Annotated in this window: 26 protein-coding genes; 5 read left to right on the top strand and 21 right to left on the bottom strand. The window is 74.4% G+C overall.

Going from position 1 to position 26,128, the window contains the following annotated elements:
* Positions 1-28: 28 nt before the first annotated feature.
* The 11 genes from ACMT9T_RS03830 to ACMT9T_RS03780 all read right to left on the bottom strand — a co-directional run bounded on the left by ACMT9T_RS03830 (position 29) and on the right by ACMT9T_RS03780 (position 12,165).
* Positions 29-3,055 (bottom strand): alpha-mannosidase, encoded by a 3,027-nt coding sequence (locus ACMT9T_RS03830; RefSeq protein ID WP_414744310.1) that lies wholly within the window; start codon positions 3,053-3,055, stop codon positions 29-31.
* 125 nt (positions 3,056-3,180) lie between these two features.
* Positions 3,181-4,089 carry a carbohydrate ABC transporter permease gene (locus ACMT9T_RS03825; protein ID WP_414744309.1) on the bottom strand — a complete coding sequence of 303 codons (909 nt, stop codon included), beginning with the start codon at positions 4,087-4,089 and terminating at the stop codon, positions 3,181-3,183.
* A gap of 2 nt (positions 4,090-4,091) precedes the next feature.
* Positions 4,092-5,096, bottom strand: coding sequence for a carbohydrate ABC transporter permease (locus tag ACMT9T_RS03820; RefSeq protein WP_414744308.1), 1,005 nt, complete (start codon positions 5,094-5,096; stop codon positions 4,092-4,094).
* A gap of 3 nt (positions 5,097-5,099) precedes the next feature.
* Positions 5,100-6,488 carry an extracellular solute-binding protein gene (locus tag ACMT9T_RS03815; RefSeq protein ID WP_414744307.1) on the bottom strand — a complete coding sequence of 463 codons (1,389 nt, stop codon included), beginning with the start codon at positions 6,486-6,488 and terminating at the stop codon, positions 5,100-5,102.
* Positions 6,489-6,630: 142 nt separating this feature from the next.
* Positions 6,631-7,896 carry an ROK family transcriptional regulator gene (locus tag ACMT9T_RS03810; RefSeq protein WP_414744306.1) on the bottom strand — a complete coding sequence of 422 codons (1,266 nt, stop codon included), beginning with the start codon at positions 7,894-7,896 and terminating at the stop codon, positions 6,631-6,633.
* 106 nt (positions 7,897-8,002) lie between these two features.
* Entirely contained in the window at positions 8,003-8,194 is a 192-nt protein-coding gene (locus ACMT9T_RS03805) for a hypothetical protein (RefSeq protein ID WP_414744305.1), read from the bottom strand.
* On the bottom strand, positions 8,191-8,823 hold the full coding sequence (locus ACMT9T_RS03800; protein WP_414744304.1) for an ABC transporter ATP-binding protein: 633 nt from the start codon (positions 8,821-8,823) through the stop codon (positions 8,191-8,193). Before ACMT9T_RS03800 ends, ACMT9T_RS03805 begins: the two co-directional genes overlap by 4 nt.
* Complete coding sequence (locus ACMT9T_RS03795) at positions 8,816-9,391, bottom strand: hypothetical protein (RefSeq protein ID WP_414744303.1); 576 nt, start codon at positions 9,389-9,391, stop codon at positions 8,816-8,818. The genes ACMT9T_RS03800 and ACMT9T_RS03795 overlap by 8 nt, the downstream gene beginning before the upstream one ends.
* Entirely contained in the window at positions 9,388-9,993 is a 606-nt protein-coding gene (locus ACMT9T_RS03790; protein ID WP_414744302.1) for a stage II sporulation protein M, read from the bottom strand. Before ACMT9T_RS03790 ends, ACMT9T_RS03795 begins: the two co-directional genes overlap by 4 nt.
* Positions 9,990-11,807 carry a hypothetical protein gene (locus tag ACMT9T_RS03785; RefSeq protein WP_414744301.1) on the bottom strand — a complete coding sequence of 606 codons (1,818 nt, stop codon included), beginning with the start codon at positions 11,805-11,807 and terminating at the stop codon, positions 9,990-9,992. Before ACMT9T_RS03785 ends, ACMT9T_RS03790 begins: the two co-directional genes overlap by 4 nt.
* Positions 11,808-11,847: 40 nt before the next feature.
* Complete coding sequence (locus ACMT9T_RS03780; RefSeq protein ID WP_414744300.1) at positions 11,848-12,165, bottom strand: circular bacteriocin, circularin A/uberolysin family; 318 nt, start codon at positions 12,163-12,165, stop codon at positions 11,848-11,850.
* Between the two features lie 311 nt (positions 12,166-12,476).
* On the opposite strand from ACMT9T_RS03780, the gene ACMT9T_RS03775 reads away from it, so the two are divergent.
* Together ACMT9T_RS03775 and ACMT9T_RS03770 are read left to right on the top strand one after the other, a co-directional pair.
* Complete coding sequence (locus ACMT9T_RS03775; RefSeq protein WP_414744299.1) at positions 12,477-13,571, top strand: iron-containing redox enzyme family protein; 1,095 nt, start codon at positions 12,477-12,479, stop codon at positions 13,569-13,571.
* Positions 13,568-13,852 carry a CDGSH iron-sulfur domain-containing protein gene (locus tag ACMT9T_RS03770; RefSeq protein WP_414744298.1) on the top strand — a complete coding sequence of 95 codons (285 nt, stop codon included), beginning with the start codon at positions 13,568-13,570 and terminating at the stop codon, positions 13,850-13,852. Before ACMT9T_RS03775 ends, ACMT9T_RS03770 begins: the two co-directional genes overlap by 4 nt.
* Before the next feature lie 9 nt (positions 13,853-13,861).
* On the opposite strand, the gene ypfJ is transcribed toward ACMT9T_RS03770, so the two are convergent.
* The 10 genes from ypfJ to ACMT9T_RS03720 form a co-directional block, all read right to left on the bottom strand.
* Positions 13,862-14,767 carry a KPN_02809 family neutral zinc metallopeptidase gene (gene ypfJ / locus ACMT9T_RS03765; protein WP_414744297.1) on the bottom strand — a complete coding sequence of 302 codons (906 nt, stop codon included), beginning with the start codon at positions 14,765-14,767 and terminating at the stop codon, positions 13,862-13,864.
* 31 nt (positions 14,768-14,798) lie between these two features.
* Positions 14,799-15,449 (bottom strand): DNA alkylation repair protein, encoded by a 651-nt coding sequence (locus tag ACMT9T_RS03760; protein ID WP_414744296.1) that lies wholly within the window; start codon positions 15,447-15,449, stop codon positions 14,799-14,801.
* On the bottom strand, positions 15,446-16,459 hold the full coding sequence (locus tag ACMT9T_RS03755; RefSeq protein WP_414744295.1) for an NAD-dependent epimerase/dehydratase family protein: 1,014 nt from the start codon (positions 16,457-16,459) through the stop codon (positions 15,446-15,448). The genes ACMT9T_RS03760 and ACMT9T_RS03755 overlap by 4 nt, the downstream gene beginning before the upstream one ends.
* Positions 16,460-16,570: 111 nt before the next feature.
* A complete protein-coding gene (locus ACMT9T_RS03750; RefSeq protein ID WP_414744294.1) occupies positions 16,571-17,086 on the bottom strand; it encodes a DUF2017 family protein in 516 nt (171 codons plus the stop codon).
* On the bottom strand, positions 17,083-17,457 hold the full coding sequence (clpS, locus tag ACMT9T_RS03745) for an ATP-dependent Clp protease adapter ClpS (RefSeq protein ID WP_414744293.1): 375 nt from the start codon (positions 17,455-17,457) through the stop codon (positions 17,083-17,085). Before clpS ends, ACMT9T_RS03750 begins: the two co-directional genes overlap by 4 nt.
* 88 nt (positions 17,458-17,545) lie before the next feature.
* Entirely contained in the window at positions 17,546-18,244 is a 699-nt protein-coding gene (locus ACMT9T_RS03740) for a response regulator transcription factor (RefSeq protein WP_414744292.1), read from the bottom strand.
* Entirely contained in the window at positions 18,241-19,542 is a 1,302-nt protein-coding gene (locus ACMT9T_RS03735) for a sensor histidine kinase (protein WP_414744291.1), read from the bottom strand. The genes ACMT9T_RS03740 and ACMT9T_RS03735 overlap by 4 nt, the downstream gene beginning before the upstream one ends.
* A gap of 32 nt (positions 19,543-19,574) precedes the next feature.
* Entirely contained in the window at positions 19,575-20,414 is an 840-nt protein-coding gene (locus tag ACMT9T_RS03730; protein ID WP_414744290.1) for an ABC transporter permease subunit, read from the bottom strand.
* A complete protein-coding gene (locus tag ACMT9T_RS03725; RefSeq protein WP_414744289.1) occupies positions 20,411-21,346 on the bottom strand; it encodes an ABC transporter ATP-binding protein in 936 nt (311 codons plus the stop codon). The genes ACMT9T_RS03730 and ACMT9T_RS03725 overlap by 4 nt, the downstream gene beginning before the upstream one ends.
* A 128-nt stretch (positions 21,347-21,474) precedes the next feature.
* Complete coding sequence (locus ACMT9T_RS03720) at positions 21,475-22,680, bottom strand: aminotransferase class I/II-fold pyridoxal phosphate-dependent enzyme (RefSeq protein ID WP_414744288.1); 1,206 nt, start codon at positions 22,678-22,680, stop codon at positions 21,475-21,477.
* Positions 22,681-22,913: 233 nt separating this feature from the next.
* Here ACMT9T_RS03720 and ACMT9T_RS03715 point away from each other — a divergent pair, with 233 nt between their 5' ends.
* The 3 genes from ACMT9T_RS03715 to ACMT9T_RS03705 all read left to right on the top strand — a co-directional run bounded on the left by ACMT9T_RS03715 (position 22,914) and on the right by ACMT9T_RS03705 (position 26,092).
* Complete coding sequence (locus tag ACMT9T_RS03715) at positions 22,914-23,429, top strand: hypothetical protein (RefSeq protein ID WP_414744287.1); 516 nt, start codon at positions 22,914-22,916, stop codon at positions 23,427-23,429.
* Entirely contained in the window at positions 23,420-24,331 is a 912-nt protein-coding gene (locus ACMT9T_RS03710) for a hypothetical protein (RefSeq protein WP_414744286.1), read from the top strand. Before ACMT9T_RS03715 ends, ACMT9T_RS03710 begins: the two co-directional genes overlap by 10 nt.
* A gap of 222 nt (positions 24,332-24,553) precedes the next feature.
* Positions 24,554-26,092: a S1C family serine protease gene (locus ACMT9T_RS03705; RefSeq protein ID WP_414744285.1), complete on the top strand. Its 1,539-nt coding sequence runs from the start codon at positions 24,554-24,556 to the stop codon at positions 26,090-26,092.
* Positions 26,093-26,128 lie beyond the last annotated feature (36 nt).

Here is a 26,128-nt window from a genome sequence, read left to right as displayed (position 1 = left end):
GGGCGCCCCGCCGGGCGGACGGCGACCGCTACCGGCGCGCGAACCGCAGGGTCGCGATCTCGAACGGCCGGAGCGTGATCGCCACGCCCTCCCCGGCCGCCTCCACGTCGTGGCCCTCGAGGGGCCGCTCCAGCAGGTCGGTCCGGAGCGCCGCGCCGAGCCCGGCCTCCGGATCCACGCGCACGACCGCGCGCTCGCGACCGCCGCGGGCCTCGTAGAGCCGCACGACGAGGTCACCCGAGCGGTCCTCGGCGAGCTTCACGGCCTCGATGACGACGGCCGCGTTCGACGACGTGACGAGCGGCGCGACGCCGTGGTCGCCCGCGACCTCGCGCACGGGCAGGTTCAACCGGTAGCCCGCGTCGGCCGCGTCGAGCACGTCGGGCGCGACGCGCACCGCGGAGCGCAGCACGTGCCGGCCCTGGTCGGCGTGCGGGTCGGGGAACACGGGCGCCCGCAGGAGCGACTGGCGCACGAGGGTGGCGCTGCCGCCGTCGGGGCGGGGGATCCGCGTCACGTCGTGCCCGTACGTCGCGTCGTTCGCGACCGCGACGCCGAAGCCCGGCTCGCCCACGTGCACCCAGCGGTGCGCGACCGTCTCGAAGCGCGCCGTCTCCCACGACGTGTTCGCGTGGGTCACCCGCTGGACGTGCCCGAACTGCACCTCCGACGCGGCCCGGTCGGCGTGCACGTCGAGCGGGAACGCGAGCTTCAGGAGCTTCTGCCGCTCGTGCCAGTCGACGTCGGTGACGACCTGCAGCTCGGGCTCGCCGACCGGCAGCGTCCACGTCTGCGTGACCCGGGATGCGCCGAACGCGCGCTCGACCACGAGGGCCGCGCCGTCGATCCGCACGGAGGTGACGTCGGAGAGGTCGGTGCGGTTGCGGCGGTACGCGTCGTCGATGTCCCACGCGTCCCACTGGTTCGGGGTGTCGCGGAACAGCTGGAGGAGGCCGAGCCGCTGGCCGGGGGCCACGAGGTCGCGGCCGGATCCGGCGTCGACGAGCGAGGAGACCGTGCCGTCGGCGTCGAACCGCGCCCGCACGAGGCCGTTGTCGATCACCCAGCCGTCGCCGTCCGCGACGGGCGCGGGGGAGCCGTCGGCCGGATCCACGACCGCGGCGGACAGCGCGCCGACCCCGTCCGCGTCCACGGGCGCCGCGTTGAACGCGATCCGCCGGTCGCCGGCCCCCGCGAGCGCGGTCTGCGCCCGGGCGACGAGCTCGCGCAGCCGGCCCTGCACCCGGGCGTGCTCGCGCTCCGCCTCCTGGTGCACCCACGCGATCGAGGTGCCGGGCAGGATGTCGTGGAACTGCAGCAGGAGCACCGTGTGCCACAGCTCGTCGAGCTCGTCGTGCGGGTACTCCGCGAGGTCGCGGACGGCCGCGGTCGCGAGCCACAGCTCCGCCTCGCGCAGCAGGTGCTCGCTCCGCCGGTTGCCCTGCTTCGTGCGCGCCTGGGACGTGTAGGTGCCGCGGTGGAACTCGAGGTACATCTCGCCCGACCACACGTGCGGATCCCGGATCTCGGCCCGCGCCGCGTCGAAGAACGACAGCGGCGTGCCGAGCGTCACGCGCGGCGACCCCTCCAGGTCGCGCGTGCGACGCGCCGCCGCGACCATCTCGCGTGTCGGCCCGCCGCCGCCGTCGCCCCAGCCGAACGGCACGATGGACGCGTTGCTCACCGCCTTCTCGGCGTGCTGCCGCTCGGCGCGCGCGAGGTCCTCGCCGGAGAGGTCGGAGTTGTAGGAGTCCACCGGCGGGAAGTGGGTGAAGACGCGGCTGCCGTCGATGCCCTCCCAGAGGAAGGTGTGGTGCGGCATCGTGTTCGTCTCGTTCCACGACTGCTTCTGCGTGAGGAAGTACTCGGCGCCCGCGCCCCGCACGATCTGCGGCAGCGCGCCCGTGTAGCCGAACGAGTCCGGCAGCCACACCTCGCGGCTGTCGATCCCGAACTCCTCGAGGAAGAAGCGCTTGCCGTGCACGAGCTGGCGCACGAGCGCCTCGCCGCCCGGCATGTTCGTGTCCGACTCGACCCACATCCCGCCGACCGGCACGAAGCGGCCCTCGGCGACGCGCTGCCGCAGCCGCTCGAACAGCCCCGGGTGGTCCTCCTTCAGCCACGCGTACTGCTGGGCGCTGGAGGCGGCGAACACGAAGTCGGGATCCTCGTCCATGAGCGCGAGCACGTTGGAGAAGGTGCGCGCGACCTTGCGGCGGGTCTCGCGCACGGGCCAGAGCCAGGCCGAGTCGATGTGGGCGTGGCCGACGGCCGTGACCCGGTGGGCGCTCGCGTGGGCGGGCGCGGCGAGCACGGCCTCGAGCGCGCGTCGGCCGGCGTCGGCGGTGCCGGCGACGTCGTCGGGATCCACCGCGTCGCACATGCGCTCGAGCGCCGCGAGGATCTCCGCGCGTCGCGGCGACGCCGGATCCAGCTCGGCCATGAGGCCGCGGAGCGTCCAGACGTCACGGTCGAGCTCGTACACGGCCACGTCGCGCCAGGCGAGGTCCATGGTCCGCAGCGTGTAGATGTGCGCGTCGCCCGCGGTCGCCGGGTCGCCGAGCGGGGTCTCGCCGTGGAAGGAGTCGCCGCCGATGTCGGGGTTCGACGCCGCCTCGATCCAGAGGTCGATGCGCGTGCCGGGCGCCGTGCCCGCCCCGATGGCCTCGAGCGGCACGTAGCCGTTGTACGGCTCGATGGCCTTCACCACGCTGCCGTCGGGACGGTGGACGAGGCCCTCGGCCTGGAACCCCGGCTGGCGGTCGCTGAAGCCGAGGTCGACGAGCACCTCGAGCGCGGTGCCGTCGGCGTCCCCGTCGGCGGGCACCTCGCCCGTGACGTGGAACCACGTGGTGCCCCACGCCCGGCTCCACGGCGTGCCGACCGCGAACGGGCGGCAGGTCTGCGCGACCGCCTCGGCGAACGGCACCGGCTCGCCGGGCGCGTCCCACGCCTCGATCGCGAGCGGCATGCGGCGGCGGTGGACGTTCGGGGCGAGGCGGTCGCGGACGAACCGCTCGATGCGGGCCTCGGCGAGCGGGGTGGTGGGGGGCATGGTCGTCTCCGGTCGATGGCGCGGCGGGCCGCGGGCGGGTGGATCGGTGGGTCGGGTCGTGCACGGCGCGCGCTGGGCGCGCCGGTGGTGCGGTGGGGCGCCGGTCGGACCGGCACCCGGGCGGATCAGCCCTTCACGGCGCCGGCGAGGGCGTTGGATCCGCCGAGCGTGCGCGAGACGAGCACGTACAGCGCGATGACGGGCACCGAGTAGACGAGCGAGAACGCCGCGAGCTGGCCGTACGCCACGGATCCGTACTGCCCGAAGAAGGCGAAGATGCTGACCGCGGCGGGCTGCTTGTCCGGGCTCAGCAGCAGGATGAAGGGCACGAAGAAGTTCCCCCACGCCTGGATGAACACGAAGATGAACACCACCGCGATCCCCGGCCGCATGAGCGGCACGACGATGTGGGTGAGCGTGCGCATCATCGACGCCCCGTCCGTCCACGCCGCCTCCTCGAGGGAGATCGGCACGGAGTCCATGAAGTTCTTCGCCATCCAGATCGCCATCGGCAGGCTCGTGGCGGCGAGGAAGAAGACCGTGCCGCCGATCGAGTCGATGAGGTCGAGGGTGACGAAGAGGCTGTAGACGGGCACCATCATCGCGGTGATGGGGAGGCACGTGCCGAAGAGGATCCCGTAGAGGAACGGCTTGGTGATCCGCATCCGGTACCGCGACAGGGGGTACGCCGCGAGGATCGCGACCACCACCGTGACGATCGCGCAGCCGCCCGAGAGCACGAGGCTGTTCATCAGCGGGATGAAGGAGATCTCCGGCGTGAGCACGGCGGTGAAGTTGTCGAGCGTGAACTCGGCCGGCACCTTGGCCGACAGCGTCGCCGACCGGTCGAACGAGGCGAGCACGAGCCAGACGAGCGGCACCGCGAAGCACAGGGCGACGAGCACCAGCACGCCGTTCGCGACCGCCCGCATCACGCGGGCGCTCGGCGAGGTCATGCGCGATCCCGGCGGCCGGGCCGACCGCCGCGCGCGGGCCGGCCGGGTGGCGGGCGGGGTCATCGTGGTCACGGCCATGGTCAGTCCACCTCCGGGCGCAGGGCCCTGATGTAGATCACGCTGAACACCGCTCCGACGAGGAGCATGATCGTGGCGATCGCGGTGCCGAAGCCCAACTGGGAGAACTGGAACGCCTCCTGGTAGGCGAGGATCGGCAGGGTCGAGCTGCTGGTGCCGGGTCCGCCGCCCGTCATCACGAAGATGAGGGTGAACACGGACAGCGTCTGCAGCGTGGTGAGCATGAGGTTCGTCGAGATGCTGCGGCGGATCACCGGCAGCGTGATGAAGACGAGCCGCTGCCAGCCGGTCGCGCCGTCCACCTCGGCCGACTCGGTGATCTCCGGCGGCACCTCCTGCACGGCCGCCGAGTACACGAGCATCGAGAAGGCGGATCCGCGCCAGACGTTCGCGAGGATCACGGACAGCAGCGGCAGGCCGTAGAGCCAGTTCGCGCCCTGGATCCCGAACCAGCCCAAGATCGTGTTGAGCGTGCCCGAGTCGTTGAAGAACGCGTACGCGGCGAACGCGGCGACGATCTCCGGCAGCACCCACGCCGCGATGACGAAGGTGCCGACGACCGCGCGCACGAGCCGGTTCCCCTGCCGCATGAGCAGCGCCAGCCCGAGGCCCACGACGTTCTGCCCGACGACGGCCGAGAAGAACACGAACGCGAGCGTGAGGAGCACCGACTTCGGGAAGTCGGGATCCGCGAACAGCGCCGTGTAGTTGTCGAACCCGATGAACTGCGCGCCGCCGGCGGCGTACCCGGTGAGGGACGCGTCGGTGAAGGATCCGTAGAGGCTCGAGATCACGGGGCCGAGGAGGAACAGGGCGAGCAGGACGATCGAGGGCAGCAGCGGGATGGTGCGCGCGCCGGTGCGGAGCGCGTGGGCGCGGGCGCGGCCCGGCCGGACGGGCGACGGCGCGCCCGATCCCGGTGCGCCGCCGGATCCCGCCGGGTCACGCCGGCCGGCGTCCCGCGGATCGGCGTCCCGGCCGACCGGGACGGGCGCGAGGGTCGCCACCGGTCAGTCCTCGGCCTTCTGTGTCCCGTCCTCGCCGACGATGCCGACGAGCGCCTGGTCGTAGGCGGCCGCGGCCTCCTCGGGCGTCTGCTGGCCGGTCATCACGGACTCCATGGCGACCGTGATGGCGTTCGAGATGCGGCTGTAGTCGGTCGTCGCCGGGCGGAAGTGCGTCCGATCGACGAGGGAGGAGAAGAACCCGAAGGTCGGGTTGGAGGCGACGTACTCCGGGTCCTCGGCGACGTCCTTGCGCACCGCGATCTGGCTCGCCGCGATGTCGTACGACTTCGAGCCCTCCGCGTCGAGCGCGTCCGCGATGAACTCGAACGCCTTGTCGGGGGCCTTCGTCCTCGCGCCGACCGCGAGGGTCCAGCCGCCCGACATGCTCACGGCGCCGGGCGCCTGGCCGTCCTGCGTGGGCATGGGCGCCTGGCCCATGACGTCGCTCCACTCGGGCCACGGGTTCGTGCCGGTGTCGAGCCAGGTACCGCTCAGCCAGGAGCCGTCGAGGTCGATCGCGAGCTTGCCCTGCGGGAGCCACTCGCCCCCGACGATGGTGCTGATGTTGGTGTCGAGCGCCTCCTCGGGCTTCGGGCCGACGCCGCCCTGGTAGACGTCGCGGATGAAGCCGAGCGAGTCCTCGAAGCCCGGGGAGCCGGTGATCCACTTGCCTGTCGCGTCGTCGTAGAGGGTGCCCGTGGGGGTGCCGTAGTGCAGCATCTCGAAGCCCTGCATCGTCGCGCCCTCGCCCTGCGGCTTGCCCGAGTAGACGTTGATGGGCACCACGTCCGGCAGCTTCTGCTTGATCGTCTTCGCGGCGTCGAGCACGTCGTCCCAGGTCTTGGGCTCCCACGGCACGGGCAGCCCGGCCTTCGCGAAGAGGTCCTTGTTGTACCAGAGGGCGCGCGTGTCGGTGCCCATCGGGATCCCGTAGACCTTGCCGTCCTCGCCGACGCCCGCCTGCTTGGCGGAGTCGAAGAACTGCGACCAGTCGTCCCACTTGGCCACGTGGTCGTCGAGGGGGAGGAGGTAGCCGGCGGCCGCGTCGGACTTCACCTTGAAGGTGTCCTCGTACATCACGTCGGGCGCCGTGGACGCGGAGCGGTTCATGAGCGCGAGCTTCGTGAAGTAGTCGTCGTTCTGCGCGGCGATGGGCACGAACTCGACCTTCATGCCGGGGTTCGCGGCCTCGAAGGTCTTCGCGGTCTCCTTCATGTGGGCGTCCATCTGCGTGAACGTCCCGAACTCCTGGTACGCGACCTTGAGGGTCTTCCCGTCGCCGCCGCCCGAGCCGCCCGAGCAGCCCGTGGCGAGGAGGAGGGCGGCGACGGACGCCGCCGTGATCGGGAGGATGCGGGATCGCGTCCTGCGGTGCGGCAGATGGTTCGTCATGGTGCTCCCTTGCTCCACTGGCTCGGACGGCCGGCATCGTCGCGGGTCGTCGGGGTTAGCCAAACGTATGGACTAATCCATGTCAAGACATCTTGCGCGCCGATCCGGCTGCGGGCGTCGAGGGCCTGCTCCGCGCGTGCGGCTATCCGTGGATGAGCATCGCCGACGGACGCGGCGAGAACGCGTTGTCGAGCACGAGGCACGCGGCGCCGACGGCGGCGACGTCCTCGCCGACGGCCGACTCGACGATGCGCACCGGGTGCTTCGCGATGAGGGCGGGGGACCGGCGCACCTCCTCGGGCAGCACCCGCAGCATCGCGCGCGAGACGGGGTGCCAGAACGGCCCGCCGCAGACCACCTCGTCGAGGTCGAGGAGGTTGACCTGGATCACGATGGCCCGTGCGAGGTGCCGCGCCGCCGCCTCGACGATGCGGCGTGCCGGTCCGTCCTCGGCGTCGGCCCGCGCGGCGAGGGCGTGGAAGGCCTCGCCGATGAGCCGCATGTCGACCGCGTCGCCGCTCGCCGCGGCCTCCGCGAGCGCGGCGTCCGAGACGTCGCCGGCCGCGAGCACGCCGCCCTCGACGGCCTGCCGCACGAGCGCGTGCGGCGTGATCAGCTCGCCGACGCAGCCGACCCGCCCGCACGTGCACCGCCGGCCGCGCGAGGCGACCATCACGTGCCCCGAGTCGCCGGCGTTCGAGCTCGCGCCGCGCACGGGCTCGCCGCCCAGCACGAGCCCGGTGCCGAAGCCCGTGCCGTAGTAGACGAACGCCAGATGGCGGCGATCCCCGGTGCCGTACCACAGCTCCGCGACCGCGGCCGCGGTCACGTCCTTCTCGAGGAGCACGGGCAGGCCGGTGGCCGTGCTGAGGGCCGAGCGGAGCGGCACGTGGCGCCAGCGGGGGAGCATCGGCGGATCCAGCACCAGGCCGGCGCCCACGTCGATGGGACCCGGCGCCGCCAGGCCCACGCCGAGCACGGCCCGGCGGTCGACCCCCGCATCGGCGATGAGGCCGTCGACGAGACGCGCGACGAGCGCCACGACCTCGTCGGGCCGTGACGCCGAGGGGGTCGCGCTGCTCACGTGCCCGAGGACCGTGCCCTCGAGGTCGAGGAGCACCGAGGTGATGACCGCGGGATCCACGTGCACCCCGACCGCGAAGCGCCCCTCGGCCACGAGGTGCAGCAGGGTGCGCGGCTTCCCCGGCCCGCGGATCACGGTGCCGCCCTCGCGCACGAGGCCCTCGTCGATGAGGCGGCGGGTGACGTTGGTGACGGTCTGCGCGCTGAGCCCCGTGCGCTCCGCGAGCTCCGACCGGCTGGCGCCCGCGGCGGCGCGGCGCACCGCGTCGAGCACCACCGTGCGGTTGTAGCCGCCGATGGCGGGCAGGTTGGTGCCGCGTCGCATGGGGCACCTCCTCGCGCCGGCCGTCGCCCGTCGCGCGCGGGCCTCCCCGCAGTATCCCGGATGCGGACCCGCCCGCGTCCCGGCGGGAGCCCGGCGCCCGGGGGCGTCAGGCCCGGGGATCCCGTCCGCGGTCGCGGCGCGCGGACGCGCGGCGCATGCCCTCGCGGAGCGGCACCCACAGCAGCACCACGCCGACCGCCGCGATGATCCGCCCGGCCTGCGTGTCGGCGCCGACGACCAGGAGCCCCCCGGCGATGGCGGCGACCGCGACGATGCCCACGGGGATCGCGATCCTCATCGGCGCGCCCCCTGCTCCATGTGCACGACGCGGGGATGCAGGGGCTCCACGATCGCCGGGATGTGGCTCGTGAGCACGAGCACGTGGTCGCGCGCGTGCGCCTCGAGGAGGCGGCGCGACGCGTCCTGGCTGGTCGCGTCGGTGGCCGTGAGCGGCTCGTCGAGCAGCAGCACGTCCGGGGCGAGCGCGAGGCCGAGGGCGAGGGCGAGCTTCTGGCGCATGCCGGTGGAGTACGTGCCGATCAGGGCGCGCGCGGACGGCATCGCGAGCTCGGCCAGGGCGTCGGCGAAGCGCGGCCGGAAGGCGGCCCGGCGCGCGGCGTCCAGCTCCCAGAGCTCGCAGACGAGCGCGGCGTGCTCCTCCGCGTCGAGCTCCGGGAACACCGGCGGGTCGCTCGGCAGCAGGAGCACCCGCGAGCGCTCCAGCTCGTCGCCGTCGAGGGTGATCGACCCCCGGGCGGGGCGGCGGAGGCCCGCCACGAGCTCCAGCAGCGTGGTCTTGCCGATGCCGTTGCGGCCCTCCAGCCACGTCGCCCGGCCGGAGGGGAAGGTCGCCGAGAACCCGTGCACGGTGTCGTCGTCCGCGCCCTGGTGGCGGTAGTCGAGGGCGTCGACGCGGAGCTCATGCATGGGCGGCCGCCAGGAGGGCGCTCACGACGGTGTACGCGGCCGGCACGACGGCGACGAGGACGGCGGCGCGCGGCCGCACCCCCGCCAGCCGGACGGCGGCGACCGCGAAGGCGGCGATGATGCCGAGGTGCGCGACCGCTCCCACGAGGAGCGGTGCGCGGTCGGCGCCGGATCCCGAGAGCAGCGCGCCCGTCGCCAGCGCGCTCACGAGTGCTCCGGTCGACATGCAGACGAGCGTGACGAGCAGGAGGCGGCGGTCGTCGTAGCGCCGGTCGACGACGGAGATCACGAGGCCGGCGACCGACGACGCGATGAGCGCCAGGAGGCCCATGATCGGGATGAGCACGATGGCTCCCACCACGGCGACGAGGACGACGTCGTCGCCCATGGCGCTGCCGGGCTGCGTCGCCAGCGCGTGCAGCACGACGACGAACGCGGCGGCGACGGCGAGCGCCGAGAGGAGCACGAGCGCGACGCCGGCGGCGCGCGGCAGCCGCGGGAGGGAGCGGGCCGCGTCGGCGGGGGCTGGCCCCCTCGGGGGTGCGGACAGGGGGGCGTGTGCGGTCATGCGACGGCTCCGTTCATCGTGACGTGGCTGATGTGGCCCTCCACCCAGGCGGCGGCGAGGATGAGGACGACGGCGAGGGCGAGCAGGAGGGCGAAGGGGCGGACGGGCAGCGGACGGGGTGGGCCGGCGGACCGGGACGGCAGGATGCGGCCGAGGACCGCCTGCGCGGGGAGGGCGCTGGCCGCGGCGACGGCGCACAGGCCGGCCAGCTCGAGCGGCGCGTGCGGCAGGAGCCCCGTGGCGAGGGCGTCGAGGCGTCCCCCGTCCCAGAGGAGCGCCGTCAGCTGGCCGATCAGGAGCCCGTTCACGAGGAGCACGGCCGCCGCGCCCAGCGAGGCGGTGGCCGTGCCGACGAGCAGCATGACGGCCGCGACCCCCAGGTTGTTGCGCGCGATGGCGAAGGAGGCCGCGTCGCCGCCGGTGCCCGACCCCGCCAGGTCGGCGACGGTCGCCGCCGTGGGCAGCGCCCAGGCCCCGTAGGCCGCGCCGACGAGGAACGCGACGAGCGCCACGGCCCCGGCGACGCCCGCCACGGGGCCCGCCCCCGCGGATCCCGGGCGCGCGTCCGCCGACGCCGGCACGGCGGCCTCGGCGCGCGTCACGACGCCGCCCCCCGGTGCTCGGGGCCGAGGAGCGCGCGGGATGCGCGCCCCAGGAGGACGAGCCCGATCGGCTGGATGGCGACCACGGCCACCGCGAGCGCCAGGAGCAGGCCGTCGGGCACGTGGGCCTGCAGCAGGAACGCGCACGTCGTGAGGAGGGCCGGCACGACCACGAGCGGGTAGCGGGGAGCGGCCTGCATCGCCCGCTGGAGGTCCTGGGCCGAGGAGTCGAGGCCGGCCTCCTCCGCCCGCTGCTCCGCGGCGTCGAGGTAGAGCCGCGGCCCCATGTACCACTGCGCGGACGCGGCGACGAGCGGGCTCACCGCGGCCACGGCGACGAGCAGCGCGACGCTCCACGGGGACAGGCCGTCGGCCCACGCGACGGCCAGCACCGCGGCGAGGACGACCGCCGTCGACGGGACGAGCTGCAGGGTGAGGAGGTCGGATCGGGCGCGCGTGGCGCGGAGGATCCCGCGCCCGCCCGGCGCCTGGCGCAGGAGGTGCACGGCCGGCCCGTCGGCCTGCACCGCGGTGGCGGGCGCGAGCTCCGCGCGCATCTCGGTCGCACCGCCGTGCACCGCGAAGAGGACGCCGATGACGAGGACCAGGGTCGACAGGCCGGTCCCCGGGACGCCCAGGGCGAGCCCGGCCGCGACGCCGAGCTGGACGGACGACTCCACGGTCGGCAGGATCCGCGCCCAGAACGCCGGGGCGACGGCCCAGCGCGACGCGCGGAGGCGGCGGAGCAGCACCACCCGCAGCGCGTCCGCGTCGGCGGGGCGCCCCGGTGCGCGCACGGCGCCGAGCCGGTCGACCCACGCGTCGAACGCATCGGGCCGGGTCGGGCCGTCCGCTGCCCGCGGGCCGGGGTCCCGGGAGACGAGCGCCGGCGGGATCAGGTGGGCCGCGGCGGCGGCCACGAGCAGGGCGATCGCGACGGCGAGGGCGCAGGTGCGCGGATCCAGCGCGGCGAGCGCGGAGGACGGACCGGCCCAGGCGCGCTCGAGGTACGCCGCCGCGAGCGGTTCGATGTCCTGCCAGGTGGAGGCGTCCGCCAGCCGGCCGAGGTCCGGGAACGCGTCCTGCAGCGTCGTGACGGCGGTGACGAGCAGGTTCCGGGCGACGAGCCAGCCGAGCGTGGCGCCGATCGCGCAGGCGGTGAGGTGCACGAGGAGCCGGCGCCCGCCGACGCGGCCCGATGCGCGGGCGCGGACGAGGGTGATGGCGACGCGCGCGCCGGCCCCGTGGCCGAGCGCGAACAGGCCCGCGGCCCCGAGGAGCAGCGGCGGCACGGCGGCGAGCGCGGCCCCTCGGCCCTCGGGCGGCACGGACACCGCGAGGGCGGCCAGGGGAGGCGCGGCCCAGGCGGGGGCGCTGCACACCAGCGAGTAGACGAGGGCCGTGCGGGCGAGCCGGTGGGCGAGCCGCGCGTCCGGCAGGGGGGACAGGCGTCGGAGGTCGTCGAACGGCAGGACGGCGACGCGTCGCCACGACGCGGCGCCCGTCAGCGCGGCGAGGAGCAGCACGGCGGCCGCGGCGGCGGGCACGGCCACGTCGAGGGGCAGCCGGAGCGGCTGGGCCCCCGCGGCGACCGCGAGCGACACGCTCGCCAGGAGGCCGACGGCCAGGGCCGCGCCCATGCTGATGCGGATCGACGCGGCCGTGCTGCGTCCGGGGAGGTCGGCGCCGACCAGCTGCGCGAGCGGGGCCCAGCGGCGGCCTCCCCGCCGCAGCAACGCGAGGAGGACACCGCGCTCCGCACGCCAGCGACGGCGGTGGAGCACGGTGTCCAGGGTGAGGGTCTGCGCACGCATCCGATGCGCCTTCCGATCGAGCGTCCGCGAGACCGTCATGTCACCAGGCGAGGACGGCCTTGCGGCCCTTCTTCTTGATCTCGTTGAGCAGGAACTGCTTGATGGTCTCGCGGCCCGCCGCCGCGATGAGACCGAGCCCGCCCGAGCCGAGCCCCACGAGGATCCCGACGATCGTCGCGGCCGTGCCCCCGGCCGTCGCGAGGTTGAGGACCGTGCCGCCGATGGCGGTCGGGATGCCGAACTCCCGGGCGAGGTCCGCCATCGGCAGCGTGCCCATGACCAGGGTGGTGGCCACCAGGGCCAGGGTCCCGAGCATCGCCGTGAGGGCGAGTCGGGTGATGTTCTGCGCACGTACCATGTGTTGCCTCCGTATGGACCATCGGGTCGCCGTGTGTGACCTCGGGGGAAACGTATTCACGGGCCGAGAGGCCGGTCAAGCGATCCGATGCGGACGGACCGGAAGCCCCGACGGACGGACCGGCGGGGTGACTTCGGACGCTAGCAGCGGGTCCGCGGCACCGGTCCGCCGCGACCCGTCCGCGTGCGTTCCCGCTCCGTTCGTCGCGCGGATCCATACCTTCGTCTCGTCCCGCCCGCCGCGCATTACCTCTGGCGGGGACCACGCGACACGCCCGGCAGGGCCGGCGCATCCCGGAGCAGGGTGGGTGCATGACCGATCTGCTCGCCACCGCCCACGAGGCGGTCCGCACCCTCCCCGCTCCCGTCCCCGCATCCCGGGGCAGGCTGAGCGCCGCGCTCCTCGCCGACCTGCTCCGGGGCGACGCCGCCCCGGACGCCCCGGACGTCGACCTCGTCGCGCTGGCCGCCGAGGCGCTCGCCGCGACGGACGACGTGGTCCGCGACGACGACGTCCAGCTGGCCCTGTTCTGCCTCTACGAGCTGCACCACGCCGGCATCGCCGGGGTCGACGACGAGCGCGAGTGGGACCCGCGCCTCGTCGCCGTCCGCGGCATCCTCGAGCGCGCGTTCGAGGCCGCCCTGCGCGAGCGCGTCCCCGTGCCCGAGCGCCCCGAGCCCACGTCCGCGGGCGTCGCCGCCGCGCTGTTCGCCCTCACCTCGGCCGACTCCGGCCCCTCCCTCTCGCGCTTCGTCGCCCGGAAGGCCACCCTCGAGCAGCTCCGCGAGTTCCTCGTGCAGCGGTCGATCTACACGCTGGGGGAGGCCGACCCGCACTCCTGGGCGATCCCGCGGCTCCGCGGCCGGGCGAAGGCCGCGCTGGTGGAGATCCAGGCCGACGAGTACGGCGGCGGGCGGCCCGAGCGCGTGCACGCGACCATCTTCGGCGCGACCCTCCGCGGCGTCGGCCTCGACGACCGCTACGGCGCCTACCTCGACGACGTGCCCGCGATCACGCTCGCGTCGTCGAACGCCATGTCGCTCTTCGGCCTGCACCGCCGCCTCCGCGGCGCGATCGTCGGCCACCTCGCCGCGTTCGAGATGACCTCGAGCGTGCCCAGCCGCCTCTACGCGAGCGGGATCCGCCGCCTCGGCTTCGGCGACGACGTCGCCTGGTACTACGACGAGCACGTGGAGGCGGACGCGGTGCACGAGCAGATCGCGGCGCACGACCTCGCGGGCGGGCTCGTGGAGTCCGAGCCGGAGCTCCTCGACGACGTGCTGTTCGGCGCGGCGGCGTGCCTCGAGGTCGAGGGCTGGGTGGGCGCGCACGTGCTCGCCAGCTGGCAGGCCGGCCGGTCGTCGCTGCGGGAGGGCTCGACGGCCGCCGTCGTGGCCGCCGCGTGAGCGCGCTCCCGGCGGACGACGCCAAGGTGGACGCCAGGGCGGACGCCACGGCTCCGCGTCCGGCCGCCGCCGAGCCGCCCCGGATCATCGCGTACCCGGACGGTCCGCTCCTCGTGCGCGGCGAGTTCGAGATCGTCGACCCCGAGGGCCGGCCCGTTCCGCGCACGCGCAAGACCGTCGCGCTCTGCCGCTGCGGCGTCTCGTCGATCAAGCCCTACTGCGACGGCACGCACCGGCTGGTCGGCTTCCGCACGGATCCGCCCGCGCCGACGGCGGAGTAGGCCCGCGACCTAGAGCTCGGCGCCCGGCACCGCGAAGGTGTCGCACGCCGTCGGCCCGCCCGCACGCCCGGCCTCGAACCAGCGCTGGCGCTGCTCGGCGGATCCGTGGGTCCACGTGTGCGTATCGACCTCGCCGCCGCTCGCCGCCTGGATGCGGTCGTCGCCGACGGCCGCCGCCGCGTCGAGCGCGTCGCGGACCTCCGCCGCGCTCACCGGCTCGAGGAAGGCCGTGCCCGAGTCGTCGCGGATCTCCGACGCGGCGCCGACCCAGGCGCCCGCGTAGCAGTCGGCCTGCACCTCGAGCCGCACGGAGTCCGACGTCGGGCCGGTGCCGCGGCGGTCCGCCCGGTCGAACGCGCCGGAGAGCTGCTGGATGTGGTGGCCCCACTCGTGCCCGACGACGTACATCTGCGCGAGCGGCCCGCCCGAGGCGCCGAAGCGCGTGCGGAGCTCGTCGAAGAAGGTGGTGTCGACGAAGAGCCGCTGGTCCGGCGGGCAGTAGAAGGGCCCGGTCGCGCTCGAGGCCTCGCCGCAGCCGGTGGTCGTCGCGGCGTCGAAGAGCGAGAAGCCGGGGGAGACGTAGTCGGCGACGCCCGCCTCGGTCGCCGCGGTGGTCCAGTAGGTGTCGAGGGAGTCGGCGGCACCGGCCATGCGGCACTCGACGCTGGCGTTCGCCTCGCGGCCCGTCGTGCAGCCCTCGATCGCCTCGTCCTGCTGCTCGGAGCTGCCGCCTGCTCCGGCGCCGCCCTGGCCGCCGACGAGCTGGGACAGGTCGACGCCCGTGAACTGCTGCACGAGGATCACGGCCACCACCACGAGGAGGCCGCCGCCGCCGGCGATCCCGGTCGTGCGTCCGCGGCCGCGGCGCCGCGTGACCTTGCTGGTGTCGATGCGGGCGTCGTCGTCGAAGGTCATGTCCCGAACGTACCCGGGCGCGCGCGGAGCGTCAGGCGCCGGGGACGGGATCCGCGGCGAGGTCCGGCCGCGTCTCGCGCACGACCTCCCGCACCCGCTCGACCGCCTCGCGCACCACGTCATGCCCGCCGCGCGGCGCCGCCTGGGCGACCCGCGCGCGGCGGAGGAACCCGTCCCAGTCCCCGCCGCCCGCGCGGAGCGGCCGGGTCGGTGCGAGCAGGGCGGCGCGGCGCAGCCACACGTCGGCCTCGCCCGCCCAGCGGTCGAGCGCGGCGTCGGCCCTGGTGCGCGACGGGCCGGTCAGGCGCTCGACGAGCGGGCCGATGACGTCGAGGGCGAGCGGATCCACCAGCACCCGCAGCCGGGCGTCCCGCACGAAGCCCTCGATCCGCGTGAGGTCGCCGTTGTCGAGCCGATCGACGTGCTCCTGCAGCAGCACCACGGCCGCCAGCCGCCGCTCGTACACGCGCGACCGCCAGAGCTCCGAGGCGAGCGCGACCGCCTCGTCCCGGGTCATGCCGGGACGCCGGCGGCCGAGGTCGCGCACGGTCCCGCGGACGGCGCCCACCGACGCGCCCACGAACTCGAGGTCCGACCTCAGACGCTCGCGCTCCGCCTCCGCGCGGTACCAGGCGCCCTCCCGTTCGAGCGCGGCCGCGACGAAGTCCGCGTCCTCCGTCATCCGGCGAGCGGCGCCGAGCCCTCGCGACCGGTGCGGTGGACGAAGGCGCGGCCGAACTCGGTCAGCACCTCCTCCGCGGTGTGCGTGGGCGTCCATCCCAGCACCTCACGGGCACGCGCGGTCGACATGACGGGCACGTTCGCGGCGATGTCGATCCAGCCCGGATCCGTGCGCTGGACGCGTGCCCGCCAGCTCGCGGACACGAGCGCCCGGAGCGCCGGCAGCGGCACGGCCACGACGCGCGCGTCGAGCAGGCGGCCGACGAGCGCGGGATCGACGACCGGCTCCGCGGCGATGTTGAACGCGCCGGAGGCCCGACGCTCGACGGCGCGCCAGAACGCGTCCGCCACGTCCTCGTTGTGCACGACCTGCGACACCAGCTCGCGGGGGAGCGGCAGCACCGGGGTGCGGGTGGCGAGCCCCATCCAGCGGGTGGGGATCCGGCGGCCGAGGAAGAGGCGCGCGATCTCCGCCGCCGCCTCGTCGTGCATCACGAGCCCGGGTCGCATGCGCGTCACGACGACGTCGGGGTGCGCGGCCTCGAAGGCGTCCATCGCGCGCTCGTTCTCGGCTTTGTGCCGGGAGTAGTGGGAGGTGTGGATCCCGCCGGTGGGCCACGACTCGTCGCGCGGCCGGTCCTTGGGCGCCGCGCTGTACGCGCCCACCGAGGAGGCGACGACGACCTGCGGCACGCCCGCCTGCGCGACCGCCTCCAGCACGTGGGCGGTGCCGACGACGTTGGTGCGGTGCATCACGCGCTCGCGGTGGTTCGGCTGCAGGGCCCAGCCCAGGTGGATCACGGCGTCGGCGCCGCGCATTGTGGCCGCGAGCCCGGACACGGCACCCGCCGCGCCGATGTCGGCGAGCCGCCAGGTGACGCCGGAGTACGGCTCCAGGGAGGCGTCGGGCATGCGCCGGGCGACGCCCACGATCTCGGCCCCCGCGGCATGCAGGCGCCGCAGCACCCCGGTCCCGAGGTTCCCGGTGGCTCCGATGACGACGACGCGCATGCTGCTCCTCTGCTGCGGACGGGACCCGGCGGGCCGGCTGGTCCGCGGGTCCCCTCCATCATGCTCGCCGGAGCCGGGCGCGGGGAGGGAGCGTCACGGACGGGGCCCGCCTCAGCGGTCCACGGCCTCGATGAGCGAGCCCTGCGCGAAGGTCAGCCAGTCGTAGAGGCTCGCGCTCTCCCGCGGTGCGCGGTCGCGCCAGCCGTCGGCCTCGTCGATCCGCAGGGGCACCGAGATCGCGAGCCGGAGGTCGTTGAGGGTTCGGAGCCAGGCCTGCGCGCCCGTCGGATCCAGCACCACGAGCAGCCCGCGCCGTCCGGCCCCGCGCGCGTCGGCCTCCGCGAGGGTCGCCTCGACCGTCGTCGCGTTCGCGGCCTTGGCCTCGGTGAGGTCGGACGCCGTGAAGCGCCGGAACTCCGCGGACGCCTCCGCGTCGTCGGGGTAGGCGTCGGGCAGGAGCCGCTCGGCCACGGGGGAGCGGGCGGCGCCGTCCGCGGCGCCGCCGGTCGCGGTGCCCTCGTCGAGGATCCCGCGGAGCTCGTCGAGCAGCCCGCGCAGCATCTGGACCTCGTGCGGCTCGAGGTGCGCCGCGACCGTGCCGTCGGGCCGCGCGCGGAAGGCCCTCACGCGTCCACCCGCTCGAGCGTCGCCCAGAGGCCGTAGCCGTGCATGGCGAGGACGTGGCGCTCGATCTCCTCGCGGATCCCCGTGGCGACCACCGCCCGGCCGTCCTCGTGCACGCGCAGCATGAGCTCGTCGGCGCGCTCGCGCGTGAAGCCGAAGTAGCTGCGGAACACGTAGGAGACGTACGTCATGAGGTTCACCGGGTCGTTCCAGACCACGCAGCTCCACACCGGCGGCACGGCCGAGCGCTCGAGGAGGCTCGTGTCGGATCCCGTGCTCGTGCCGGCGCCCGGATCGCCCGCGGGCGGGTCGGCGGCGCGGCGAGCCGCGGGCAGCGGTCGGGGGACGCGCGCGTCCCGGGCGTTCGTGGTCATCGCGCTCCCGAGGTCTCGTCCCGGCGTGCGGCCGGCCCGTACATCCTCCCCCGCCGCGCGGGCCGCCGCGGACCGCGGCCGGTCGCCGTCACGCACCGGGCCGCACGAGCCCGCAGTCGTAGGCGAGGATCACGGCCTGCACCCGGTCCCGCACCTCGAGCTTCGCGAGCACCCGGCCCACGTGGGTCTTCACGGTCGACTCCGACAGGAACAGCCGGCCCGCGATCTCCTGGTTGGTGAGGCCCTCGGCCAGCGCGGTGAGGACCTCCAGCTCGCGGGCGGTCAGCGGGCGCAGGCGCGGGTCGGCGGCGCCCTCGCCCGTGCCGGCCGCGCCGCCGGTCGCGGGCATGGCGGGACCGAGCAGCTCGATCATGCGGCGCGTCACCCGGGGCGAGATGGCGGCGTCGCCGTCGGCCACCGCGCGGATCGCCTCCATCAGGTGCTCGGGACGCGTGTCCTTGACGAGGAAGCCGCTCGCACCCGCGCGGAGCCCGGCGAACGCGTACTCGTCGAGGTCGAAGGTGGTCAGCACGATGACGCGCGTGGCCGGATGCCGGGCCACGATCTCCGTGGTCGCCTCGATCCCGTCCATCCCCGGCATGCGCACGTCCATGAGCACGATGTCCGGCGCGAGCTCGCCGACGCGCGCCACCGCGGTGCGGCCGTCGGCGGCCTCGCCGACCACCTCGATCCCCGGCTCGGCGTCGAGCACCATGCGGAAGCCCATGCGCACGAGCGCCTGGTCGTCCACGATGAGCACGCGGACGGGGGTGCGGCTGTCGGTCATCTGTCCTCCGGGGTGAGGGATCGTCGGGGGTCGGCTGCGGGGGATCGCGGCGGGTCGCCCGGCCGCACGTCGTGGAGGCCGCTCGGCATCCGCGCCAGCACGCGCCAGCCGCCGGCGTCGCGGCGCCCAGCGGACGCGGTGCCGCCGTAGACGGCCATCCGCTCGGAGACGCCGACCAGCCCGCGGCCGCTGCCGGGGACGGGCGGCACCACGGGGCCGGTGACGTCGTCGTCGGTGACCTCGACCGTGATCTCGTCCGGGCCGTGGTCGACCCGCACGTCGACGCGGTCGGCGTTGGGCGCGTAGCGGAGCACGTTGGTGAGCGACTCCTGCACGACGCGGAAGACGGCGAGCTGGCGTCCCGGGTCGTCGGGCGGCGTGCCGGTGCTCGTGAAGCGTACGGGCAGTCCGGTCGAGCGGAAGGAGTCGACGAGGCTGGCGAGGTCGGCGTGACCGGGCTGCGGCGCGCGGAGGGAGGGGGCGTCGACGGGGCCGGGCTCCTCCGCGAGGACGCCGAGCATCCGACGCATCTCGGAGAGGGACGTGCGGCCGGTGTCCGCGACCTCGCGCATCGCGTCGCGTGCGAGCTCCGGGCGGGCGAGGGCGCTCGCCCCGGCGCCGTCGGCGAGGGTGACCATGACCGTGATCCCGTGGGCGACGATGTCGTGGATCTCCCGCGCGATGCGGGTCCGCTCCGCCGCCGTGGCCAGGCGCGCCTGCTGGTCGCGCTCGCGGGCGAGCTGCACCGCGAGGTCCCGCAGCGCCTCCACGTACCGCTTGCGCCCTCCCACGTTCGTTCCGATGAGCGTCGCGATGAGCATGGGGATCAGGCTGATGATCAGCAGCGAGGCGGCCGACAGCGCCAGCGGGCCGGTCCCGACGGTCAGGGGCACGATCACCCCGGCGAGCAGCGACGCGGCGCCGAGCCCGATCCACGCGCGTCGCGACGACCCGTGCACGGCGACCGCGTACAGCGCGAGGGGGATCGCGCCGCCGTCGAACGCGCCGGTGAGCGTGGCGTCCGCGGTGGCGCAGGCGGCGCTCACGGCGAGCACCGTCACGGGTCGGCTGCGGCGGAGCATCAGCGTCGCGCCCATGAGGAGCGACAGCAGCACGAGGACGAGGCCCGCCGCGGGGACCGACGACCTGCTGCCCGAGGCGGCGCCGGCCGCGATCGAGACCCACGTGAAGACGAACGCGATGGCCCCGTCGACCAGACGCGGGTGCCGCCCCATCCAGCCCCGGAACGCCCCGGGCGGGGTGGGCAGGCGGACGCCGTCGGGCGCGGTGGCGTCCACCGCGCCCGACGGCGTCCTCCGGGCGGCGTCGATCAGGCGTCCCGCTTCCGGGCGAGCACGAGGGCGGGGACGAGGATCACGACGACCCAGCCGACCATGACCAGCAGCGCCTGCCAGAACTCCAGCTCGCCGGGGGCCCCGGTGCCCGTGCTGTAGAGCCGGTTGCCCGCGCTGAGCGGGAAGTACGGCTCGAGCTTCGCGACCCAGTCGAGCACCCCGCCGAGCAGCGAGCCGACGATCGGGACGACCAGGACGAGGCCGACGAGGGCGCCGATCCCGGCAGCGCCGTTGCGCAGCAGCAGCCCGAACCCGAAGCCCATGAGGCCGATGAGGACGACGAACAGCACGCCGCCGAGCGCGGCGAGCAGGAAGTCGCCCGACAGCACGTCGACGTCGGCGCCGGCCGAGGCGAAGTACCCGCGGGCGATCAGCAGGGCGACCGCGACCGCGACGGCGGTGACGACGAACGTGACGAGCGTGTAGACGATCGCCTTGGCCGCGATGACGCCGAGACGGCGCGGCGCGGCGCTGAAGGACGAGCGGATCATGCCGGTCGAGTACTCGCCGCTGATGACGAGCACGCCGAGCACGCCGGCGACGAGCATCGAGAGGGTCACGCCGCTGAGGCCCACCGACACGAGCAGGTCGGCCGCGGGGGCGCCGGGGAGGGAGATCTGGGCCCGCACCTGGTCCACCACGAACGGGGTGAAGAGCGCCGAGAAGCCGGCCAGGAGGAGGAACACGAGCGCGAAGCACCAGATGGTGGACCGCAGCGTGCGGAGCTTGATCCACTCGGAGCGCATGAGGCGCGGGAGCGTGGGCCGGCCCGAGGTCACCGGTGCGGGTGCGTAGGGCGTGCTGGTGGCGGTCATCGTGCGGTCTCCTGCTCGGTCGTGCCGACTGCGGCGCTGTGGTACTCGACGTCGCCCTGCGTGAGCGACAGGTAGGCGTCCTCGAGGGACGCGGTGACGGGGGTGAGCTCGTGCAGCACGACGCCGGCGGAGAGCGCCGCGTCGCCGACCTGCGCGGCGCTGAGCCCGGTGATCTCGATGACGTCGCGCTCCACGCTCGTGACGACGACGTCGGGTCGTGCCACGGCCTGCCCGAGCCGGTCGGCGTGGGGCGAGCGCACGCGGACGAGCCCGCTCGTGGCCCCGGCGACGACGGCCGCGACGGGCGCGTCGGCGAGCACGCGACCGCGCCCGAGGACGATGAGGTGGTCGGCGGTCTGCGCCATCTCGCTCATGAGGTGCGAGGAGAGGAGCACGGTGCGCCCCTGGCCGGCGAGGTAGCGCGTGATGTTGCGCACCCAGAGCACGCCCTCGGGGTCGAGCCCGTTGACCGGCTCGTCGAGGATCAGCGTGCGCGGGTCCCCGAGGAGCGCCACGGCGATGCCGAGCCGCTGCCCCATGCCGAGCGAGAAGCCGCCGACGCGCTTCTTGGCGACGGGCTGGAGTCCCGTCATCTCGATGACCTCGTCGACCCGGGTGCGCGGGATGCCGTGCGTGGCGGCCATCGCGAGGAGGTGGTTGTAGGCGCTCCGGCCCGTGTGCACGGCCTTGGCGTCCAGGAGCGCGCCGACCTCGTGGAGCGGCGCCTGGAGGTCGCGGTAGCGGTGGCCGTTGACGGTGACGGATCCCGACGTGGGGCTGTCGAGACCGACGATCATCCGCATGGTCGTGGACTTGCCCGCGCCGTTCGGACCGAGGAATCCGGTCACCATGCCCGGCTGGACGGTGAAGCTCACGCCGTCCACGGCGGTCTTCGCGCCGTAGCGCTTGGTCAGGTTCTCAGCGACGATCATGCGCGCTGCCTCCTCAGGGTGGTTGCGCGGACCCAGCGTCCGCGTGCTCCACGTTAGGGGCGGGCTCCCGGGCGGGCGTCCCCCCTCCGGACCCGGCCTCCGCGTCGCCGTGGTACCAGGGTGCCGGCTCAGGTGGTCCTGTCCGCGAGCGCGGCGAGACGGGACGCCGCCTCCTCGAGCACGTCGATCCGCTTGCAGAACGCGAAGCGGACGAGCGACGCGTGCTCGTCCGCGAGCGGCGGACGGCAGAAGGCCGACAGCGGCACGCCCACGACCCCGACCAGACCGGGCAGCCGCAGGCACAGCTCCCGGGCGTCGGGGAAGCCGAGCGGGGCGGCGTCGGCGACGATGAAGTAGCCGGCCCGGGGCAGGTGGATCCGGAAGCCCGCGGCGGTCAGCCCCGCGGCGAGGACGTCGCGCTTGCGTCGCAGGTCCGCCGCGATCCCGTCGAACACGGCGTCCGGGAGCGCCAGGCCGGTGGCGATGGCGGGCTGGAACGGCGCGCCGTTGACGAACGTGAGGAACTGCTTGACCGCGAGGATCGCGCTCACGAGCGGCGCGGGAGCCGTCAGCCAGCCGATCTTCCAGCCGGTCGTGCGGAAGGTCTTCCCGCCCGAGGAGATCGTGACCGTCCGGTCGCGGGCCCCCGGGAGCGTCGCGACCGGGACGTGCGACCCGTCGAACACCAGGTGCTCGTAGACCTCGTCGGTGACGATCACGGCGTCGTGGGCGATGGCGAGCTCGACGACGAGCTCGCGCACCTCGCGGCTGAGCACGGTGCCGGTCGGGTTGTGCGGGTCGTTGAGGAGGATCACGCGGGTGCGGTCGGTCACGGCCGCGCGCAGGTCGTCGGGCCGCGGCTGGAAGTCGGGGGCGTGCAGCGGCACGGTGCGGTGGATCCCGCGGGCGAGCGAGATCAGCGCGCCGTACGCGTCGTAGAACGGCTCGAGCGTGACGACCTCGTCGCCTTCCTCGACGAGCGCCAGCAGGGTCGCCGCGAGCGCCTCGGTGGCACCCGCGGTGACGAGGACCTCCGTGGCGGGATCCACCGCGAGGCCGTAGAAGCGCTCCTGGTGCGCGGCGATGGCCGCGCGCAGCTCCGGCGTCCCGCGGCCGGGCGGGTACTGGTTCATCCCCGAGGAGATGGCGGCGCGCGCGGCCTCGAGCACCTCGCTCGGCCCGTCCTCGTCCGGGAACCCCTGCCCGAGGTTGATCGCCCCGGTCGCCGCGGCCAGCGCGCTCATCTCCGAGAAAACCGTCGTGCCGGGCGTGCCGTCCGGCGCCAGCAGCATGGCCCCGCGTGCCGCGCGCACCCACGCGCCGGGAATCGTCATGCGCCCATCATGGCGCGCCGCCGTGCGCGGCACTGCTCCCCAGTCCGCCGGGTCGATGGCGACCTCTCGCCGTGTGGAGCGATGCCGTCCCGGAGCCGACACCCCGGCTACCTTTCCTGTCACCCGCGACGCCCGGCTTCCATGCGCTGGCTTCCGCGCGGGATCCGTACGGCCCGGGGGAGACGACCTTGCACGAGCGACCGCGCATTCCGCTGCGACGACGAGGGGGAGCGGTGGTGGGCGGGCTCACGGCGGTGCTCGTCGGGTGCTTGTTGGCTGGATGCACGGCACAGCCGGCTCCGGATCCGGCCCCGGACCCGACTCCGGCGCTCACGCAGGAGCAGCAGGACGACCAGGCGTTCGAGGGCCTGTTCACGCGATACGTCGGCATCGATCTCAGCACCGAGACCGAAGACGAACTGAGACCGTTGCTCACCGGTTCCGCTCTCCAGGGGGAGGTGGACTCGCTCAAATACAGCGCGGACCACAGTCAGCATGTGATCGGCAAGGCGACGTCGCGTGGTTTCCGCGTGACGGACAGGGGCTCCGACGCGCAAGGTACCGAATACATGACTGCGCAGGCCTGTCTCGACGTCAGTGGGACGAGAACGCTCGACGCCAACGGCAAGGACGTCACACCCGAACGAGACAACGCGCTGGCTCTCCAGATGAAGGCAGTCAAGACCGCCGACGGTTCGTGGCGCATCAGCGATTCGCTGCGGAACGAGGACACGCACGCATGCGGATGACGAGAGCGTTGATCGTCATCGGTGTGGCGATGATGAGCGTGGTCACGTCGATCTCCCCCACCTATGCGGCAGACGGACACTGCGGAGTCGGGTATGCGCGTTCGTCGACTTGCACATCGGGCGAGGTCGGTGACGGCGAGGTAGAGGTCCACGCGACGACCAGCACGAGCTCATCAGCGCAGGTACAGAACGAAGCCGGGACTTCTGCCCCGCCTGCGCGCGAAGCGTCTCCGTCCGCTCCGACGGATTCGCCTCCGGTGCCGCGGGGGCGTCTGGCGGCGGATGTGGATGTGCCGTGTCAGCCGGGTGCGCGTCTATTCGGCGCGGGTCTGTGCACGGATGGCGGGCACGCGTTCCTGCCGCCGGCGACCGGGCCGGCGAAGCCGGCGGATCCGGCCCCGGCCGCGCCTGTGACGCCGGGGGTCTCATTGGCGGATGTGGCGCAGTTCGTGCCGCGGTCGGCGTCGATCCGGTCGCAGCCCAACGGGTGGGCGCTGGTGGGGGCGCCGGTGAACTTCCTCACCGATGCGACCGCGCAGGTGGTGGACGGGACGTTGCTGGGTCGGCCGGCGCAGGTGCGGTTCGTGCCGGTGTCGTTCACGTGGGACCACGGCGACGGGACGACCAGCACCACGGCCGGGCCCGGGGCGTCGTGGAAGCAGCTGGGGCAGCAGGACTTCACGTCCACGGACACGAGCCACACGTATCCGAGCATCGGGGATCGGCGGGTGGCGGTGACGATCGCGTACTCGCCCAGCTACCGGTTCGACGGGGGAGGGTGGCAGCAGATCCCGGGCACGCTGCCGGTGGTCATCGGCCCGGTGACGATCCATGTGCTGCAGGGCTCGACGGTCCTGGTCGGCGGGGCGTGCGGGACGCGGAACGCCGGACCCGGATGCTGACACGGAGACGCACGAGGACGCGGACGAGGACGCGGGCGTCGTGAGACGCGGGACCGGGCCCGCGCGCCGCGTACGCTCTAGGCAGCACGCGAGTCGCTCGGGATGCGGCCCGGCAGGCCGGCGGATCCTCCGCCGGATGCTGGGCGGCCCGCTGTCAGGGTGGCCATAGAGAACGCCCAGACTCGCCCGGAATGCTGGCAGCACCCGAGAGGAGCACCACCGATGACCGACAGAAGCCACGGAGCAGACGAGCACGAGGGCGGCCGCGACGTCGACGGCCGCGCTGACGGCTCCTCATCCGACCCGGCATCTCCCGCTCAGACCTCGGGCGACGGTGCGTCCTGGCCCGCCCCGGCCGGCCCCGCTGCGGCGGCCCACCCCGCTCCGACCGGCACCGACCAGAACGACACCCTCGCCTACGGATCCGCACCGGTCGCGCCCACCGCTCCCGAGGATGCGGCATCCGAGACCGCAGCCGCGGCGCCCTCGGCAGCACCCGCTCCGGACGGCACCACCACCGCTCCTCCCCGCAAGAAGGCGAACAAGGCCCTGCCGCTGGTCGCCATGCTCGCGGTCGGCGCGCTCATCGGCGGAGCCGCCGGCGGGCTCACCACGTGGGCCGTCGCGCACGACGACGACTCCGCCGAGTCCGTCAGCCAGTCGCCCGCGAACATCACCGTGAACGACCCGGACGACGCGACACCCATCACCGCCGTCGCCGCCAAGGTGTCCGGCTCCGTGGTGACCATCGACGTCGCGGGCGCCCAGGGCGGGGGCACCGGATCCGGGGTCGTCCTCTCGAGCGACGGCTACATCCTCACCAACACGCACGTCGTGACGCTCGACGGGCAGACCGGCGACGGCAAGATCCAGGTGAAGACGGCGGACGGCGCGCTGTACACGGCGAAGCTCGTGGGCACGGACCCCGTCGTCGACCTCGCCGTGATCAAGATGGACGGAGCCAGCGGACTCACGCCCATCGACTTCGCCGACTCGTCGAAGCTCAACGTCGGCGACACCGCGATCGCCATCGGCGCCCCGCTCGGCCTGTCCGGCACCGTCACCGACGGCATCGTCAGCGCGCTCGACCGCAGCATCCAGGTCGCGTCGTCCGCCGCTCCCCAGACGCCCGGCGACGGCAGCCAGAGCGATGAGACGCCGTTCAACTTCTGGCCCTTCGGCAACGAGGGCCAGGGCGGCCAAGGCGGGCAGGGCGGACAGGGCGGCTCGGGTGCCCAGGGGCAGCCGGCAGCCACCATCAACCTCGCGGTGATCCAGACCGACGCGGCGATCAACCCCGGCAACTCCGGCGGCGCCCTCCTCGACGGCGACGGCAAGCTCATCGGCGTCAACGTCGCGATCGCCAACGCGGGCGGCACCAGCTCCACGGCCGGCAGCATCGGCGTCGGGTTCGCCATCCCGTCCAACCTCGCCAAGCGGGTCGGCCAGGAGATCATCCAGAACGGCCGCGCGTCGCACGGCCTGCTCGGAGCGAGCGTGCGGGACGTCGCCACCGGCGACTCCTCGACCCCGGTCGGCGGCGCGTTCATCGCCGAGGTGCAGAGCGGCGGCGCCGCGGCTGCGTCCGGCCTCAAGCAGGGCGACATCGTGACCGCGTTCGGCGGCATCCCGATCGGCAAGGCGAGCGACCTCACGGCGCAGGTGCGGGCGCTCGCGGGCGGCAGCGACGTCGAGCTCACCGTCCTCCGCGGCGGGCAGAAGCAGCAGGTCGACGTGAAGCTCGGCACGCTGCAGCAGTAGACGGGTTCACGGGGAGGGGCGGATCGGCGGATGCCG

Source organism: Clavibacter vidaverae, assembly GCF_047529985.1.
In the GTDB taxonomy this organism is placed as follows: Bacteria; Actinomycetota; Actinomycetes; order Actinomycetales; family Microbacteriaceae; genus Clavibacter; species Clavibacter nebraskensis_A.
This window is presented reverse-complemented; position numbering and strand designations above follow the sequence as displayed.